Below are 16,088 nucleotides of genomic sequence, written 5' to 3' on the forward strand. Positions count from 1 at the left end.
AATTAGTTTATTATCTCAAACCTTTTAGGAACCGTATAAGGGAAATCAAGCGGTAAATTGCGCTCTATTTTGGAAAAATCAAACACAATGTTCACCTTTCTCTTGCCCGACATAGAGTTTACTTTCACTGTTGAAGGGAACAATACCGCATCAACCAGCTGATAATTTGCGTAGTCAACCTTTAAAGCCTGGCCTGCCCTCACATCATTCAGGTGAACCAAAGCGGGTTTGAGCAGGTTATTGAACATTATCATATAAGCGAGGTTGATCTTTTCACCTTTCAGCGTGAATGCACCTTCTTCCTGGGTCAGGCTCGCTGGTTCAGCCATAAATTCAGTAATGGTGTTTCCGGTGAGTACAGATTGCAGCATCCTGAAGGTAATCTGCCTGTTTGCAAAATTATAGATATAACTAAAGGGTTTTTTCAATGCCGTACCTTCCAATCTGCTCAACACCAGCAAACTGTCAGGAGTAATCATTGCCCTCGCTACCTCAAGTCCCGCAATTGCTGTGATGCTGATCCATATCACCTCATCCTTCTTCATCCTTACATTCATGCTCACCCCCATCTCATTCCCATCAATACTAAGATCTGCTTTCGCTTTTAAGGAAAGAGTGGAGTAACTGAAATCCTTGCTTTTCAGCAGTCGCAGATTTTCACTGGTTTTATTGGTCGCCACTTTTTCATCAATGACTTTGGAGGGATTGTTCACCACATTCTTCTTCGTTTTGCATGATGCGGTAAGGAACAGCAATACGATGACCAGAAGGCTATTTAATGTATTTTTTTTCATTTATCTTTTGATTTAACAGAGCCGAGTCATTACCTGTCTCTTTTGATCTTTGCCATTGGGAGACAGCTTTTTCCTGTTCACCTAAAAAGAAGAGGATATCCCCATAGTGTTCAAAATAAACGCTATTGTCAGCTTCATTGTTTTTAATCGCCTTTTCAATCCAGGTTCTGGCCAATGCATATTTCCCCCGTTTAAACAAAACAAGGGCATAGGTATCGGCTACAGACTCATCGGCAGGCATGGCTTCTGCCGCTACTGCAATTAGTGATTCTGCCTTCGCCAGTTGCCTGCCCCTTAAAGCAAGGTAATACGCATAGTTATTGATAATCAGGTAATTTTCTGGATCTGCTTCTACTGCCTTATTAAACGCAAGATCTGCCTCCGGAAGTTTATTCTCATCAATTAATATTTCAGCCTGCAATGCGAAAATCAATGCCTGAAGGCTCCTGTTTTCTCCGTCAAGTTGCAAAGAATTTTTAATATATGACAATGCTTCTGTATTTTTTGCCTCCCTGTGGAGAGAAAAAGCCATATAGTAATAAAGGATGGCCTGGTTTGGATATACGGACAGTGCTGCTTCTCCCATCTCTATCATCTCCTTATACTGGCCCATAAGGATCTGGATATTGAGGGATTTCTCCCATACTACATACAACTGATCAGTTAATTTCAGCGCTTTTTTATAATACGACAAGGATTTAGCCAGATCCCCCGCTTCAAATAACACATCGCCATAGAGAGCAAGAAAAAGCGGATCATCTTCAAAAGTAGCGGCGACACTCTCCAGTTCATGTGCGGCCGATTTAAAATCATTTTTTGCCAGAAAGGCTTTTGCCCTTAATACCGGATCATTTTCCTTGTCAATCTTGCTGCTTCCTGCAGGTGCAGCGACACCGGTTGCACGTTCACGTGCCTCTGCCAGGCCCTCAACATCACCGAACTTCTTCTCTATGGCATCATATCCTGCCAGTGCCTCCATTTTTTTACCCTGTATCAGAAAAGCATTAGACTTGTCAAAATAGAAAGATTGCTCTTCAGGCGACAGTGCGATCAGCCGGTCAAACACAGCAACAAGTGCTGTCATATTTCCATTGCGCTTGTAAAATTCAGCAAGCAGCTTTAGGTACCATATGTTATTCCCATCTACAGTTATTGCTTTTTTTATAGCGGCTTCAGCTTCTGTAAATTTACTCATCCGGTAGTTCAGCAGGGCAATTTCATACCATGCCGCAGCATTACCCGGATCTATTGCCGCCGCTTTTCCAAAATTCAGTACCCCGCGGTTGTAATCTTCATTGAGCTTATTGCGCAAACCTGCAAAAAAAAGTTGCTTTACAGCAATACTGTCTGAGGACGTTAAGGGCACCTGTTGTGCAAATAAGCCAATTCCTCCACTGAGTATGCACCATAAAACAACGATCCTCTTCATGTTTGGTATTTTATTTTCCTGTATGTCCGTACCCGCCTTCACCTCTGGCAGTATCACTCAGTTCTTCCACAGATTCCCAGGTGATCGTCTCATGTTTGGCAATCACCATTTGTGCAATCCTATCTCCATTTTTCACGACAAAATCTGTATCTGAATGGTTGATCAGCAAGACCTTTATTTCACCCCTGTAATCCGCATCGATTGTACCCGGAGCATTCACGATACTAATTCCGTGTTTATAGGCCAGGCCGCTGCGCGGGCGTATTTGTGCTTCATAACCCACTGGTAATTCTATATGTAAACCTGTAGGTACAAGGATACGCTGAAAAGGTTTAATAACAATTTCCTCAGGCGTAAAAGCACGCATATCCATTCCTGCAGCATGTGCCGTTTCATACTGAGGTAAAGCAAGTCCTGATTTGTTAATGATGTTAATCTTCATTATTTTTTTATTGTTTTATGTGTGTATATTATTTTTCGGGCTGCTCCCGATTTCATGTTTAATGTCTTCCTGATAAATCTCCACCACTACTTTTTCAGCAATGCTTTAAGCTCCTTCTTTTCTACCCCCACAATGGCAGCAAAAAATAGCAGCAACAGCGCATTTCCAATATATATATTTCTATGGAAAACCCAGAATGACAATACGACCAAGATAACTGAAGTCAGCAGATAAATCAGTATCCGTTTCAGGTTATAAGGAATAGGATAATACTTCTGCCCCAGGATATAGGAAATCACCATCATCACGGCATAGGTGAACATAGAGACCCAGGCAGAGCCCATATAACTGTAACGTGGAATAAGTACAAAATTAAGTGTTACAGTGATTACGGCTCCGATTAGAGAGATATAGAGTCCGAACCTGGTCTGGTCTGATAACCGGTACCAGATGGAGAGATTCATATAAATACCCAGGCAGACATACCCAAATAACAGGTAGGGAACTGCTGGTAAACCTGCCCAGTATTCTCCGCGATTTCCACTTTTCCCACTGATAAAATATTTCAGTAATTCGATATTGGCAATCAGCGCCAGAAATAATAGCGCAAGGGCAATGACGAAATAATGAAGGATGAGTGCATAAATTTTACGGGCATTCTCATTCTTTGCATAACTGAAAAAGAAGGGCTCTGCACCCAGGCGGAAAGCCGTAATAAAGATACTGATGAAAATAGCAATTTTACATACAGCACCATAAATCCCTACATCAGTATCTGCAATCGACTTTGGCAGCAGCTCGCTCAGGACTATTTTATCCAGGTTTTCATTTACAATGAAGGAAAGGTTAGCCACCAGAATAGGCCAGCTGTAATGAAACATCTTAAAAAACAAGGCGCTGTCAAACTTCAGCCGTATCTTCAGAAACTCCGGGAGCAACAGGAGGAATGTCACTATACTTGCGATCAGGTTAGATATAAATACGTATCCCACCCATTGTGGGCGGTACCATGATGATAACCAGGTTGACAAGGGCCATTCCTGCCTGATCGCAAAAGGGATAAGCAACAGGAAAACCAGGTTAAAACCGACAAAACTTCCAATATTGGAAAACTTAATGACACTGTATTTGAAAGCTTTTTCCTCTGCACGTAACCGCGCAAAAGGGATGACACAAATGGCATCTACAAACAAAATCCAGACAAAAAACCTGATGTACTGCCGATAATCGGCATACTGAGCCCTTTCTCCGTTGTTCAGCCAACCGGCAATGGTATCGGAGAAAACACAGCCCGTAATTAAGAACAACATGGAAATAAAGGCGATACAAATAAATGAATTGTTGTATACCTCCTGCTTTTTGTCCTCATGTTTATTCAAATACCTGAAATAGGTACTTTCCATTCCAAAGGCCAGCACTGCATTGATCAGCGAAGCATAACTATACAGCTTCGTAAATATTCCATAGGTACCCGCCGCATACACCTTGGTATATATTGGCGTTAAAATAAAATTGAACAAACGTGAAAAGACAGTACTTAAGCCATAAACGGCCGTCTGCCCTAAAAATTTCTTTATAACTGACACATGACAGGATTAAACGGTAATAAAGGCAAGCTATTTTTTAACGACTTCAAAATTACGATAGTTTTTTAGTTCTCCCGGCGTAATGGTTATGTTTTCTATTTTAGCCCTGTCAGGCCCTTCATTACACCATTCCAGAAATACTTCCAGTAAAGTGTCATCTCCTTCCGCCTCAATATAAAGACTTCCGTCTTTCTCATTTCTAATGATACCACGTACCCCCATCTGGTCGGCCACCACCTTCGTTGTATACCGGAAGGATACACCCTGCACTTTTCCTGTAATTTTTATTGCGATATGTTTCATATGTATGATGTTTAATTGTAATGGAGCTATGGTGATTTTATCTTTTCTATTATTCCTTGTAAAACCGCAACTGCTTCATTGATTAGTCATTTGATTCTATTCCTTAAAGGAATAAGTTTAATATGCTAAAATAAACGTTTAATGCGCGTATTATTATTCAGCATCCCATTTCCCATAAATTCGATGAGATTGATCCCTGGTTTTTTTCCGGTTTCTAAACTGCCAAACTGATTTTCCAGGCCCAGAAACTCCGCTCCATTCAGGGTAGCCCAACCCAGTAATTCTTCGAATGATAGCTTAAAATATTCCTGAAGCGTTTTCATTTCAGCGAGGATACTTAATTGATGATTACTTGCCAGACTATCTGTACCTAAGGTAATCTTCACCCCCATTTCCCGCAGCAACATGAGGTCAGGTAACCGGTTTTCAATGTACAGATTGGCATTGGGGCACAAACACCAGAAAAGATGGGGATGAATATTCTCCGCAAATGAGACATCCTCCCGACTGGTGAAAGTATTGTGCACCAGCAATGTACGTGGGAGTGTTGATAAAAAAGGCAAATAGGTCTGTAAAGAGGTCTTACCCCCGCCCTTAAAAAAGGAGATATCAAGGCCAAGGTAGGCGTACAACTTTAGAAAATGCCCGCTCTTACTTTCAAAGAAAGCATTCTCCTCGGCCGTTTCCTGGTTATGAATCGTGATACACTCATCGGCTCTACCGGAACTGGCATTGATTTCCTTAAAGAGTTCCGGAGAAACAGAATAAGGGGCATGGGGAACAATTGTCGCTTTCAGTGGGGAAAAGTCATTTCTTGTGGCGATGGCCTGTTGTATGATAGCAGATGCTCGTCCGGGATCAAATCCCATGGCCTCCACAAAGGTATGGTAGTATAGTTTACTGTCGAGTTTACTCTTCCGGGAGACAGGCTGATTGGAAATATCTCCTGTTGCTACAATTCCATTGGTATACATCTCTTCATCTGCATTACGCATTGCCTTTTCTATCTCCGTTGGTGTGGCAGCACGCTGTTGCATTACCTGCTGAACAAATCCCGGAAGACCGGTATGCATAGGAATTTTACCCGCAAGATGAGACAACTCCAGATGGCAGTGCGTATTAATGAATCCGGGCACCAGCATTCCTTCATAATAAGTTATGGGTGACAAGTTATGTCGTTTTGCTTCTTCAGCAGTGAATACAGCAGAAATACTTCCATCATCTGAAATTGCAATAACCCCATTTTTTAAGGGGGCAGAAGTAACCGGATAAATCCATGATGCGGACAGATAAGAACTCATAATTACAAATTACGGTTATTCTGATGAAAGCATATACAGGAAAGGTAATTTTTATGCCGCAAGACGTTGCAACAGGGCTTTACAGGGGATATCTGATGTCACCCGCACCGCGTGATTTTTATGAAGCGGAACCTGGAAATAATCGCCGGATTTCAGAGAAAACAACTCTTCTTCCACCGCTATATCACAAGTACCTTCAATAATCAGGAACCTTTCAAACTCATTGTTGTGCGTCTCCTCAGGTGCCATATCTTTAATCCAGATCAGTGCACTCAGCAGTTGAGGTGTATGGCCTATGATTTTAGCAAAAACTCCTTCAAAGTCCCTGTCGTCGGGGGCCATATCAGCACGGTTAATCCACTGCTCGTAATCTGCAATTTTGGAAGATTCGGATAAAAGCGGAACATCATCCAGTACTTCCCCGCCCAGCAGACGTTCTGTCAAATCGATAGTAGACATTAGCAGGGGGCGTAAAATAGGATCAGGAATCACAGCATTCGCAGCAGCATATTTTTCCAGTGCCAACTGAATAGCCAATACTTCCTCCCAAAGCGCCGGATGCAGCAAAGCCATTTTCTCCACCTCCCGGTTTTCTTCAGCAGAAGTGTACCCCAATACATAGAGTTCCAGGATGCCGGAGTTGATAAATTCTTTATAACGCCTCATGACAGCCATTCTCCTTTCAACTGTTTGATATTTTTTATCATTCCTGCCCTCAACTGTTCCACCGATAATCCAAGATGTTCTGCCGCCGCCGAAAAGCTATATCCCTGAAAATAGATGAGATTGATCGCTTCCCTGATTTCCGCAGTTACCTTCGATGCAAAACTGGCTCCCTCCATACGCTTTTTTTCCTTCAGGTATGCTTGTATATCCATGGCATAAACGAGGTCTATTTCTTCCCGGATTTCATCATCCAGATATTTCTTTTCACTTAAACAGGCGCACTTCGCACAAGTCCTCGAGATTTTCAGCATCCAGGTAAATAAACGTTCCTTTTCTGGGTTGTAACTCAATCTCCGCGACCAGATTTCAAAAAATGCATTATTGACACACTTCTCCGCTATTTCCTTATCACCCAAAGTCCTAAGTAGTACACCCATCACTGCCGGCGCATATTTATTATACAATTTCAGATAATCTTTATGGTCGCCCGACTTAAACATCGCAACCGCATTATTATCCAGTTCATCTAAAGGAGAAATGAATGACATAAAGCTTAATATTTGGTTGATATAAATGTAACGAATAAGATATTCTATATCCTATTTATTTCTAAAAAATAAAGGACAGTATGAACGTAAATAACAAGCTCCTGTCATATGATTTTGAACACTATACTTAAACAATGCATTTCAACACACACACCTTTAACCAACTGAACAATAGCACATTAATTTATTTTGATAGTTTATATGCGTATAAATTGATTACTTTGTAAAAAATACCCCATTAATTCAACTCTTTATGTCTGATTATACCACCCGATTAAATAAATACATTAGTGAAAGCGGTCTGTGCTCAAGAAGAGCAGCAGACAGATACATAGAACAGGGAAATGTAATTATTAATGGCAAAAAAGCTAAAATCGGTGATCTGGTTTATTTTGGAGATATCGTGTCTGTTAATGGACAGACTATTGAGCCCAAAGAAGCAGAAAATACGATTCTTTTAGCTTTCAACAAGCCTGTTGGGGTTACAAGTACTACCGAAGCTGGAGTAAAAAGCAATATTGTTGACTATGTAAACCATAGTGACAGGGTTTTTCCTATAGGCCGGCTGGATAAAGATTCCCAGGGACTTATTTTCATGACCAACAATGGTGATCTGGTGAATAAAATCCTGAGGGCAGGAAACAACCATGAAAAAGAATATCTGGTTACCGTAAACAAACCCGTTACTGAGCAGTTTATTACAGGTATGTCTAAAGGGGTGCCGGTTTTAGGGGTCATGACGAAAAAATGTAAAGTAACTAAAGAAAGTCCTTTTATTTTCAAAATCACCTTAATCCAGGGACTGAACAGACAAATCCGACGTATGTGTGAGCATTTCGGTTTTGAAGTTACCAAACTGGAGCGTACGCGCATCATGAATATCAGCCTGAAAGGATTGCCGGTTGGCGAATGGCGTGAGCTGACTCCAGAAGAGCTGACAGAAATTAACACGCTGGTAGCCAAATCCAGCTCTGAACCAAGTGCGCTTCCACGGAGAGTCACTAAAAAAGCAAAGGCAATACAACCTAAAGAAGATCTCGAAGAAAACGTTACTCCGGGACGGGCAGCAAGGAAAAGACCTGCAGGCCCCACAAAAGGAAAAGCATATACACCGAAACCAAGAGCATCAGGTGCTGGCAGAGGCGGTGAAAAAACGGAAAAAGAAGGGTCAGCAAGAGGAGGATCTGCCTACAAGCCTGCAGGTGCCAGTACGGATTGGAATAAAACCAACGGACCAAGCAGAAGACCTGTACGGCCTTCACGTGGTAAATCTGGTGCCCCTGCCGGTAAAACCAAAAGTCCTAAGCGTTAAAAACTACGCAATCAAACACTTAACATATTGGTCATAAGTCTGACTATTTTACAGAAAAATGGTCAGACTTATGCAAACTTCTCTGTCTACAAGTACAGTATACCCTTCTAAAATTTGGCGACTTAGTTATTTTAGGTAACTTTGCAACAATGCTTGCAACAACTAAAACGGATATCAGGGCCTTGGACCTGCCACAACTTCAACAGCACTTCACGCAAATGAAAGAACCTGCGTACCGTGCTAAACAAGTTTATCAATGGTTATGGGAAAAATCTGCCCGTTCTTTTGAAGAGATGAGTAACCTTTCCAAGGACTTAAGAAAGAAGCTTGATGAAAACTACTCTATCAATGTGGTTGCGGTAAACAATTCCCAGTTCAGTAATGACCATACCATCAAGAGTTCTTTCAAATTATACGATGGAAACATTGTTGAAGGTGTTTTGATCCCTATGGAGGAAAGAATGACGGCTTGTGTAAGCTCACAGGTAGGCTGCAGCTTAACCTGTAAGTTCTGTGCAACGGGTTACATGGACCGCAAAAGGAACCTGAATGCTGATGAGATCTATGATCAGGTTGTACTTATTGACCAGCAGGCAAAGAAAAACTACAATGCCCCCCTCACCAATATTGTGTATATGGGTATGGGGGAACCGTTGCTGAATTATGCGAATGTAATGAAATCCATCGATCGCATCACTGCACCTGATGGGTTGAATATGTCTTATAAAAGAATAACGGTATCTACTGCCGGTATTGCTAAAATGATAAAAAAACTGGGTGACGATGGGGCTAAATTTAACCTTGCCCTCTCCCTGCATGCAGCAAATGATACCAAAAGAAATGAAATTATGCCTATCAATGAGGCCAATTCATTAAAGGCATTGGCTGAAGCACTGAGGTATTATTTTGCCAAAACAAAGAATCCTGTTACGTACGAATATATTGTCTTCAACAACTTCAACGATGAAATTGAGGATGCCATGGACCTTGCTAAATTCTGCAAACATGTTCCATGTAAAGTAAACCTGATTGAATATAATCCTATTCAGTTCGCAGATTTCATTAATGCCGAAGGTGATAAAATTGATGCCTTTTCCAATTACCTAAAAAGTCAGGGAGTAAACACCAATATCAGACGCAGCCGCGGCAAAGATATTGACGCTGCCTGTGGACAACTGGCTGTTAAAGAACAGGCTTAGAAAGCAATAGCTTTTCCCTGCATCCTTATTTTCAGAATGGTTATCTCTGTTTAAAGAAATGAGAATAACTTAGGCCATGCATATCATTGGCCGTCTGGCAAAAGATTTTCTGGGTTTATTGTATCCCGACCTGTGTAATGGCTGCGGTACCCTGCTCTTTCAGGGAGAAAAGCAGATCTGCACCAAATGCCTTTATGACCTGCCTTTTACCGGTTTTGAGACATATGCGGCAAACCGCGTACACCAACTTTTCTGGGGAAGATTATCTTGTGACCAGGCAATGGCGATGCTTTATTTCAGAAAAGGCAGCAGGGTACAACAGCTCATTCACCAACTGAAATACAATGATCAAACTTCTTTGGGTATTGCCCTGGGCAGCATGCTAGGCTATAAACTCTTAACCTCCCCTGCTTACTGTACAGTTGATTTCATTATCCCTATTCCGCTGCACCCTAGCAGACAGCGTAGCAGGGGGTACAATCAGAGCGAATATTTTGCCCGGGGAATTTCCATGGCCATGGGAATCCCGGTCAGCAATACTCAGCTTATCCGGCAGAAGGAGACTTCATCCCAGACAAAAAAAACCAGGTACCAGAGATTTGAGAATATGCAATATGTATTTAAGGTAGTGCATCCTGAAAGTTTAAAAGACAAACATGTACTCCTGGTTGACGATGTGATTACCACGGGATCAACCTTTGAATCAGCAGGACAGCTACTCCTCAACTGTGGGATCAGCAAATTAAGCATCGCAGCGATAGCATTTGCAGAATAATTCATGGACTATATAATATTTGAAATATAGCACCGTTTATATTTCTGAGAGCGTTAATTTAGATGATAAGAGCCGGTATTTTCTTCATAGAATTACCGGCTCTTTATCGTTTAAAAAGGTTAATATTGATCATAGCAATGCGCTGTGCCATTGTATGTCCAGAAATTTTAATTGCTTCTATCTTGGAAGATAGGTTATTTATTCCCTGAAACAGGATATGCTGAAAAAAGGTTAAATAACAGCACTTTGATTTCATCAGGATTAAATGGCTTGAGCACATGCCCGTTCATACCACATTCCTCAAATTTATAGAAATCATTCTTTAATGTCGATGCGGTAAGTGCAATGACAGGAATATGGTTTCCTTTTTTTTCAGTCCTGATCAGACTGGTTGTTTCAAAACCATCAATTCCCGGCATTTTTATATCCATGAAGATAAGATCATAATCACCCGTACGGACTCTTTCTATAGCCTCATACCCATCAGTCGCAGAATCAACTGCAAGTCCCCATTTACTTAAAATACGCCTGATAATCATGATATTGATCTCATTATCATCAACTACCAATATTCTTTTATTCAAAAAGACTGTCAGATCCGTAGCCGGAACCGTCATCATACTGGTTTCATTTGCTTTCTGGAATTCAATTTTAAAAGAAAAACTCGTACCCTCACCCTCTACGCTATCTACTTTTATCTGGGCATTGTACAAAGTAAGCAACTTCTTTGTAATGGCCAGTCCCAGTCCGGAGCCCCCATATTTCCGGGAGATGTCCGTTTTTGCCTGGGTAAAAGTCTCAAAAATGTAGTCGTGCTTATCTTTGGGAATCCCTATACCGGTATCCTCAATCACAAATTTAATCGCAGTACGCTCATCATCCTCAGTCAGCAAATGGATCTTTAACTTTATAAATCCATTATTTGTAAACTTAATGGCATTACTCAGGAAATTCATCAGGATCTGATATAAGCGGTTCTTATCGCCATAAAGGAAATCAGGAATGGCGGGATCGAGCAAGAGTTTAAGGTCATTGTGGTTTTTCTTTACATTGACCCGTAAAGAATTCACGATATCATTTGCTAACGATTTCAGGTTAAAAGGCGCCTCTTCCAGCTCCATATTTCCTGTCTCAATCTTATTGAAATCAAGAATATCATTGATGATGTGTAGAAGATTTTCGCCGGAGAACCTCAAAATATTTAAATCGTCTACCTGTGATGGTTTAGGTTCATTGTCGAGCAACAGGTGTGTCAGCCCAATGATTGCATTCAGCGGAGTCCTGATTTCATGGCTCATCACCGACAGGAACATTTCTTTGGCCTGACTCAGCTTCAATGCCTGTTCTCTTGCGGCTATCATTTCCTGTTCAATCTGCTTGCGCAGGGTGATATCAGAGATCAGATCGATCTGCCTTTCCACCACTCCTGTATTGTTGATCACAGGTGTATTGGAAACTTCCAGCCATATTTGTGAACCATCCTTTTTCTCTGCCGGCACTTCTATCGCATAAGACTGATTGTTCTTGCTCATCATTCTTGATTTATCCAGAAGCTCCTGATCATAAAAATTAGCAGACAGGATATTGCCCAGCTGATTTCCCTTTAACTCTTCCAGGGTATAACCGGTCAGTTTTTCCAATGAATGGTTAACCCAGGTGGTAATGCCTTCATTATCCATGATATTAACACCTGTATTGGTTTTACTGGCGACCAATGAGAGTACCTGCAACTCTTCCTCAGCCTTTCTCTTGTCAGTAAGGTCTGCAATACAATCATGCAGGTCATGTGTCATTCTTTTCAGCTTCAGCAGGGCGAGGACTTCAGCAGCCAGATTGAGCAACATTTCTTTCTGCACCTCGGACAACCGTCTGGGCAGATAATCAAACACACAGATTGTACCTAGTTTATTGCCATTTTCATCTATCAGAGGAGCGCCTGCATAGTAACGGATATGTTTGGCAAGAACCAATGGGTGATCTTTAAAATGAAGGTCAGCCTCTGCATCAATAATTTCAAAAACGGTTCCTGCCTGAAGGGTATGTTCACAAAAGGAAAGATGGCGTGGAATATCGGTAGCACAGGCCCCGAAAGAACCTACAAAATATTGCCTTTGTTCATCTATAAGAGAAACAAAGGCAATAGGGATAGCCAAACACTTTGAAGTAAGGTTCAGCAGGTTATCAAATGTAGTGTCGGCAGCCGTATCCTGAATATGATAAGTATTTAATGCATTCCATCTCCTGTCTGCAAAATCATCTGATATATCCGGGCCAGCCAACATCATTTTAAAACCTTAAGATCTATTTATATAGCGGAAAACGGGATACCAGTTCAAGAACCTGTTTTTTAATGGCCTGTAAATGTGCTTCATCTTCAGGATTCGCAATAACCTGGTCAATTAAGTCCACAATCTGTTCCATATTTTCTTCCTTAAATCCTCTTGACGTAATTGCTGCAGTACCCACACGGATACCTGAAGTTACAAAAGGAGATTTGTCGTCAAATGGAACCATATTTTTATTTACGGTAATATCGGCTTTTTCCAATGCATTTTCAGCCAGTTTACCAGTAATATTTTTATTTCTTAAATCGATTAGCATCAAATGGTTATCTGTACCTCCGGAGATAATACCATAACCTTTGGCAACAAACGCTTTAGCCATAGCCTGTGCATTTGCCTGTACCTGTTTGATATAAGTCAGGTAATCATCACTAAGTGCCTCCCCAAAAGCAATAGCTTTAGCAGCTATCACATGTTCTAGTGGCCCGCCCTGGGTTCCAGGAAAAACAGCCATATCCAGAACTGAAGACATCATCCTGACCTCGCCTTTAGGAGTTTTCAATCCAAATGGGTTTTCAAAATCTTTACCCATCATAATCATTCCGCCACGTGGACCACGTAATGTTTTGTGAGTGGTAGTGGTCACAATATGACAATGTGGAAGTGGGTTGGCGAGTAATCCTCTTGCAATCATCCCAGCAGGATGTGAGATATCAGCAAGCACCAAAGCACCAATTTTATCGGCCACACTACGGATAAAGGCATAATCCCATTCTCTTGAGTAAGCGGAAGCCCCACAGATGATCAACCTTGGGCGTTCAGCTAAAGCAATTTCTTCCAGTTTAGCATAATCAATCAGGCCATCTTCTTTTTTTACACCATAGAAAAGCGGGGTATACAGTTTTCCGGAAAAGTTTACCGGGGAGCCATGTGTTAAGTGTCCGCCATGGGAAAGATCAAAACCTAAAATTTTATCTCCCGGTTGAATCACGGCAAGCATTACTGCTGCATTGGCTTGTGCACCTGAATGTGGTTGTACATTTACCCATGCTGCACCAAATAATTTTTTAGCACGCTCAATAGCAATAGTCTCGATTTCATCTACTACCTGGCATCCGCCATAATAACGCTTTCCGGGCAAGCCTTCAGCGTATTTATTGGTTAATACAGAGCCTGCGGCCTCCATAACCTGTTTGCTCACAAAATTTTCTGATGCAATAAGCTCTAGACCATTCTCCTGACGGTCTAATTCCCTATCAATCAAATCAAAAATTAAAGTATCTCTTTCCATTTATTAATGTATATTTCTGTAAAAATAATGATTTTCAATTTGAATTGAAGGGTCTAATTGCAGGTGAATGCAAAATGAACATTGTTTTATGTACTGGTATATCTAAAATTTTGCTGTTTTATTAACAAAAATCACGTACTTTGTAACTTCTTGTCCAAAAAAACTGCATGGAAAATTCTACCCCTCCATTACTACCCAACATAAATTACCCTGCTGATCTTAAGCAGTATAAAGATGATGACCTGGAACAGATCAGCCAGGAATTACGTCAGTATATCATTGATGTAGTGAGTGTTAACGGCGGACACTTCGGTGCAAGTTTAGGCGTTGTAGAACTTACCGTTGCCCTCCATTACGTATTGAATACACCTTATGATAAGCTGGTATGGGACGTTGGCCACCAGGCTTATGGCCATAAGATCCTTACCGGAAGAAAATCTGTCTTTCATACCAACCGTGTACTCAACGGCATTAGCGGATTTCCCAAGATCAGTGAAAGTGAGTACGATACTTTTGGCGTAGGCCATTCTTCAACTTCTATTTCTGCTGCGCTGGGTATGGCTGTAGCCTCTCACTACAAAGGAGAGAAAGACCGTCAGCATGTAGCTGTCATCGGTGACGGTGCCATGACTGCTGGCCTGGCTTTTGAAGGCCTTAACCATGCCGGGATTGAGAATTCAAACCTTCTGGTGATCCTCAATGACAACTGTATGTCGATTGACCCCAATGTAGGTGCATTAAAAGAATACCTGACAGGCATTACAACCTCTAAATCCTATAACAGATTCAGGGATGATATCTCCAGTGTACTCTATAAATTATCAGAGCTGGGGCCTAATGCCCACAAGTTTGTCAAGAAAATTGAAAAAAGTATCAAGGGCACACTGCTTAAACAGAGCAACTTATTTGAATCCTTAAATTTCAGGTATTTTGGTCCTGTAGATGGCCATGATGTTAAAAATCTGGCTGCCATCCTTAAAGACCTGAAAGAAATTCCCGGCCCTAAATTATTACACTGTGTAACCGTTAAAGGTAAAGGTTTCGCCCTTGCAGAAAAGGATCAAACCAAATGGCATGCACCAGGTTTGTTTGATAAAATTACAGGAGAGATCAAAAAATCTGCTTCTGACAAACCGCAGCCTCCAAAATATCAGGACGTATTTGGCAATACGCTCGTTGAGCTTGCCCATGAAAATAAAAAAATTGTAGGGATCACCCCTGCCATGCCCTCAGGCTCTTCCATGAATATCATGATGAAGGCAATGCCTGAACGTGCATTTGATGTAGGCATAGCAGAACAACATGCAGTCACTTTCTCTGCAGGTTTAGCCACCCAGGGATTGCTGCCTTTCTGTAACATCTATTCCAGTTTTATGCAGCGTGCTTACGATCAGGTGATTCATGATGTGGCCATTCAGAACCTGAATGTTGTTTTCTGTCTTGACCGTGCAGGTCTTGCCGGAGCCGACGGTGCGACACACCATGGTGCTTATGATCTTGCGTATATGCGCAGTATTCCCAATATGACTGTTGCTGCACCGATGAACGAAGAAGAACTCAGAAACCTGATGTACACTGCGCAATTGGATAACATGGGGCCCTTCTCTATCCGTTACCCAAGAGGAAACGGCATGATGGTAGATTGGAAACGTCCTTTCAAAGCACTGGAAAAAGGTAAGGGACGCCAGATTTGCGATGGAGAGGATGTGGCAATCCTTACGATTGGTCATGTCGGTAATTTTGCTGTTGATGCCTGTAAAGAGCTGAATACAAAAGGGATTCACCCGGCGCATTACGATCTGCGTTTTGTAAAGCCATTGGATGAAGCCTTATTACATGACGTATTCAAGCGCTTTAAGAAGGTCATTACGATAGAGGATGGATGCCTTCAGGGGGGCATGGGTTCAGCCGTGCTGGAATTTATGTCTAATCATAACTACTATGCCCGCGTGGTACGTTTGGGTATTCCTGACGAATTTATTGAACATGGAGAGCAAACAGAACTCTGGAATATATGCGGTTATGATACTACTGCTATCATCAAAACAACAGAAGAGATGACAGTTACACGTACGACGTCAACTATTGCTTCTTAAAGCAAAAAATAAATTATGAAAAAAGCCGTCTCCTGATTGGAAGACGGCTTTTTTTATCAATGGG

Annotated in this window: 14 protein-coding genes; 4 read left to right on the forward strand and 10 right to left on the reverse strand. The window is 41.5% G+C overall.

Annotated features, from left to right (window positions below):
- Positions 1-2: 2 nt before the first annotated feature.
- The 8 genes from ACSBL2_RS24150 to ACSBL2_RS24185 all read right to left on the reverse strand — a co-directional run bounded on the left by ACSBL2_RS24150 (position 3) and on the right by ACSBL2_RS24185 (position 7,069).
- Positions 3-794 (reverse strand): DUF4292 domain-containing protein, encoded by a 792-nt coding sequence (locus ACSBL2_RS24150; RefSeq protein ID WP_442589112.1) that lies wholly within the window; start codon positions 792-794, stop codon positions 3-5.
- Positions 772-2,223, reverse strand: coding sequence for a tetratricopeptide repeat protein (locus ACSBL2_RS24155; protein ID WP_442589113.1), 1,452 nt, complete (start codon positions 2,221-2,223; stop codon positions 772-774). The genes ACSBL2_RS24150 and ACSBL2_RS24155 overlap by 23 nt, the downstream gene beginning before the upstream one ends.
- A 10-nt stretch (positions 2,224-2,233) precedes the next feature.
- Positions 2,234-2,665 carry a dUTP diphosphatase gene (gene dut / locus ACSBL2_RS24160; RefSeq protein ID WP_442589114.1) on the reverse strand — a complete coding sequence of 144 codons (432 nt, stop codon included), beginning with the start codon at positions 2,663-2,665 and terminating at the stop codon, positions 2,234-2,236.
- Positions 2,666-2,751: 86 nt separating this feature from the next.
- Complete coding sequence (locus ACSBL2_RS24165) at positions 2,752-4,251, reverse strand: oligosaccharide flippase family protein (protein ID WP_442589115.1); 1,500 nt, start codon at positions 4,249-4,251, stop codon at positions 2,752-2,754.
- Between the two features lie 30 nt (positions 4,252-4,281).
- Positions 4,282-4,554: an acylphosphatase gene (locus tag ACSBL2_RS24170; RefSeq protein WP_442589116.1), complete on the reverse strand. Its 273-nt coding sequence runs from the start codon at positions 4,552-4,554 to the stop codon at positions 4,282-4,284.
- Positions 4,555-4,679: 125 nt separating this feature from the next.
- Positions 4,680-5,855 (reverse strand): amidohydrolase family protein, encoded by a 1,176-nt coding sequence (locus ACSBL2_RS24175; protein ID WP_442589117.1) that lies wholly within the window; start codon positions 5,853-5,855, stop codon positions 4,680-4,682.
- A 51-nt stretch (positions 5,856-5,906) separates the two neighbouring features.
- Complete coding sequence (locus tag ACSBL2_RS24180; protein ID WP_442589118.1) at positions 5,907-6,530, reverse strand: cupin domain-containing protein; 624 nt, start codon at positions 6,528-6,530, stop codon at positions 5,907-5,909.
- Positions 6,518-7,069 (reverse strand): RNA polymerase sigma factor, encoded by a 552-nt coding sequence (locus ACSBL2_RS24185; protein WP_442589119.1) that lies wholly within the window; start codon positions 7,067-7,069, stop codon positions 6,518-6,520. Before ACSBL2_RS24185 ends, ACSBL2_RS24180 begins: the two co-directional genes overlap by 13 nt.
- Positions 7,070-7,322: 253 nt before the next feature.
- Between ACSBL2_RS24185 and rluF the strand changes: the two genes are divergently transcribed.
- The 3 genes from rluF (at position 7,323) to ACSBL2_RS24200 (ending at position 10,355) form a co-directional block, all read left to right on the forward strand.
- Positions 7,323-8,381, forward strand: coding sequence for a 23S rRNA pseudouridine(2604) synthase RluF (gene rluF / locus ACSBL2_RS24190; protein ID WP_442589120.1), 1,059 nt, complete (start codon positions 7,323-7,325; stop codon positions 8,379-8,381).
- Between the two features lie 149 nt (positions 8,382-8,530).
- Positions 8,531-9,580 (forward strand): 23S rRNA (adenine(2503)-C(2))-methyltransferase RlmN, encoded by a 1,050-nt coding sequence (rlmN, locus tag ACSBL2_RS24195; RefSeq protein ID WP_442589121.1) that lies wholly within the window; start codon positions 8,531-8,533, stop codon positions 9,578-9,580.
- 76 nt (positions 9,581-9,656) lie between these two features.
- The gene (locus ACSBL2_RS24200; RefSeq protein WP_442589122.1) at positions 9,657-10,355 is read left to right on the forward strand and encodes a ComF family protein; all 699 of its coding nucleotides are present in this window, start codon (positions 9,657-9,659) and stop codon (positions 10,353-10,355) included.
- Between the two features lie 194 nt (positions 10,356-10,549).
- Here the strand turns inward: ACSBL2_RS24200 and ACSBL2_RS24205 are convergent, their stop codons facing one another.
- Positions 10,550-12,640, reverse strand: a complete 2,091-nt coding sequence (locus tag ACSBL2_RS24205; protein WP_442589123.1) for a response regulator — start codon at positions 12,638-12,640, stop codon at positions 10,550-10,552.
- A gap of 16 nt (positions 12,641-12,656) precedes the next feature.
- Positions 12,657-13,928 (reverse strand): serine hydroxymethyltransferase, encoded by a 1,272-nt coding sequence (gene glyA / locus ACSBL2_RS24210; RefSeq protein ID WP_442589124.1) that lies wholly within the window; start codon positions 13,926-13,928, stop codon positions 12,657-12,659.
- Positions 13,929-14,095: 167 nt separating this feature from the next.
- Between glyA and dxs the strand changes: the two genes are divergently transcribed.
- Positions 14,096-16,024, forward strand: coding sequence for a 1-deoxy-D-xylulose-5-phosphate synthase (gene dxs / locus ACSBL2_RS24215; RefSeq protein ID WP_442589125.1), 1,929 nt, complete (start codon positions 14,096-14,098; stop codon positions 16,022-16,024).
- The last annotated feature ends 64 nt before the right edge of the window (positions 16,025-16,088 follow it).

Origin of the sequence: Pedobacter sp. AW31-3R (assembly GCF_052180285.1) — a bacterium.
Taxonomy (GTDB): domain Bacteria; phylum Bacteroidota; class Bacteroidia; order Sphingobacteriales; family Sphingobacteriaceae; genus Pedobacter.

Bases quoted from the DNA above. Each gene is read 5' to 3' on its own strand.
- ACSBL2_RS24150 (WP_442589112.1), bottom strand. From the start codon at position 794: ATGAAAAAAAATACATTAAATAGCCTTCTGGTCATCGTATTGCTGTTC.
- ACSBL2_RS24155 (WP_442589113.1), bottom strand. From the start codon at position 2,223: ATGAAGAGGATCGTTGTTTTATGGTGCATACTCAGTGGAGGAATTGGC.
- dut (WP_442589114.1), bottom strand. From the start codon at position 2,665: ATGAAGATTAACATCATTAACAAATCAGGACTTGCTTTACCTCAGTAT.
- ACSBL2_RS24170 (WP_442589116.1), bottom strand. From the start codon at position 4,554: ATGAAACATATCGCAATAAAAATTACAGGAAAAGTGCAGGGTGTATCC.
- ACSBL2_RS24175 (WP_442589117.1), bottom strand. From the start codon at position 5,855: ATGAGTTCTTATCTGTCCGCATCATGGATTTATCCGGTTACTTCTGCC.
- ACSBL2_RS24180 (WP_442589118.1), bottom strand. From the start codon at position 6,530: ATGGCTGTCATGAGGCGTTATAAAGAATTTATCAACTCCGGCATCCTG.
- ACSBL2_RS24185 (WP_442589119.1), bottom strand. From the start codon at position 7,069: ATGTCATTCATTTCTCCTTTAGATGAACTGGATAATAATGCGGTTGCG.
- rluF (WP_442589120.1), top strand. From the start codon at position 7,323: ATGTCTGATTATACCACCCGATTAAATAAATACATTAGTGAAAGCGGT.
- rlmN (WP_442589121.1), top strand. From the start codon at position 8,531: ATGCTTGCAACAACTAAAACGGATATCAGGGCCTTGGACCTGCCACAA.
- ACSBL2_RS24200 (WP_442589122.1), top strand. From the start codon at position 9,657: ATGCATATCATTGGCCGTCTGGCAAAAGATTTTCTGGGTTTATTGTAT.
- ACSBL2_RS24205 (WP_442589123.1), bottom strand. From the start codon at position 12,640: ATGATGTTGGCTGGCCCGGATATATCAGATGATTTTGCAGACAGGAGA.
- glyA (WP_442589124.1), bottom strand. From the start codon at position 13,928: ATGGAAAGAGATACTTTAATTTTTGATTTGATTGATAGGGAATTAGAC.
- dxs (WP_442589125.1), top strand. From the start codon at position 14,096: ATGGAAAATTCTACCCCTCCATTACTACCCAACATAAATTACCCTGCT.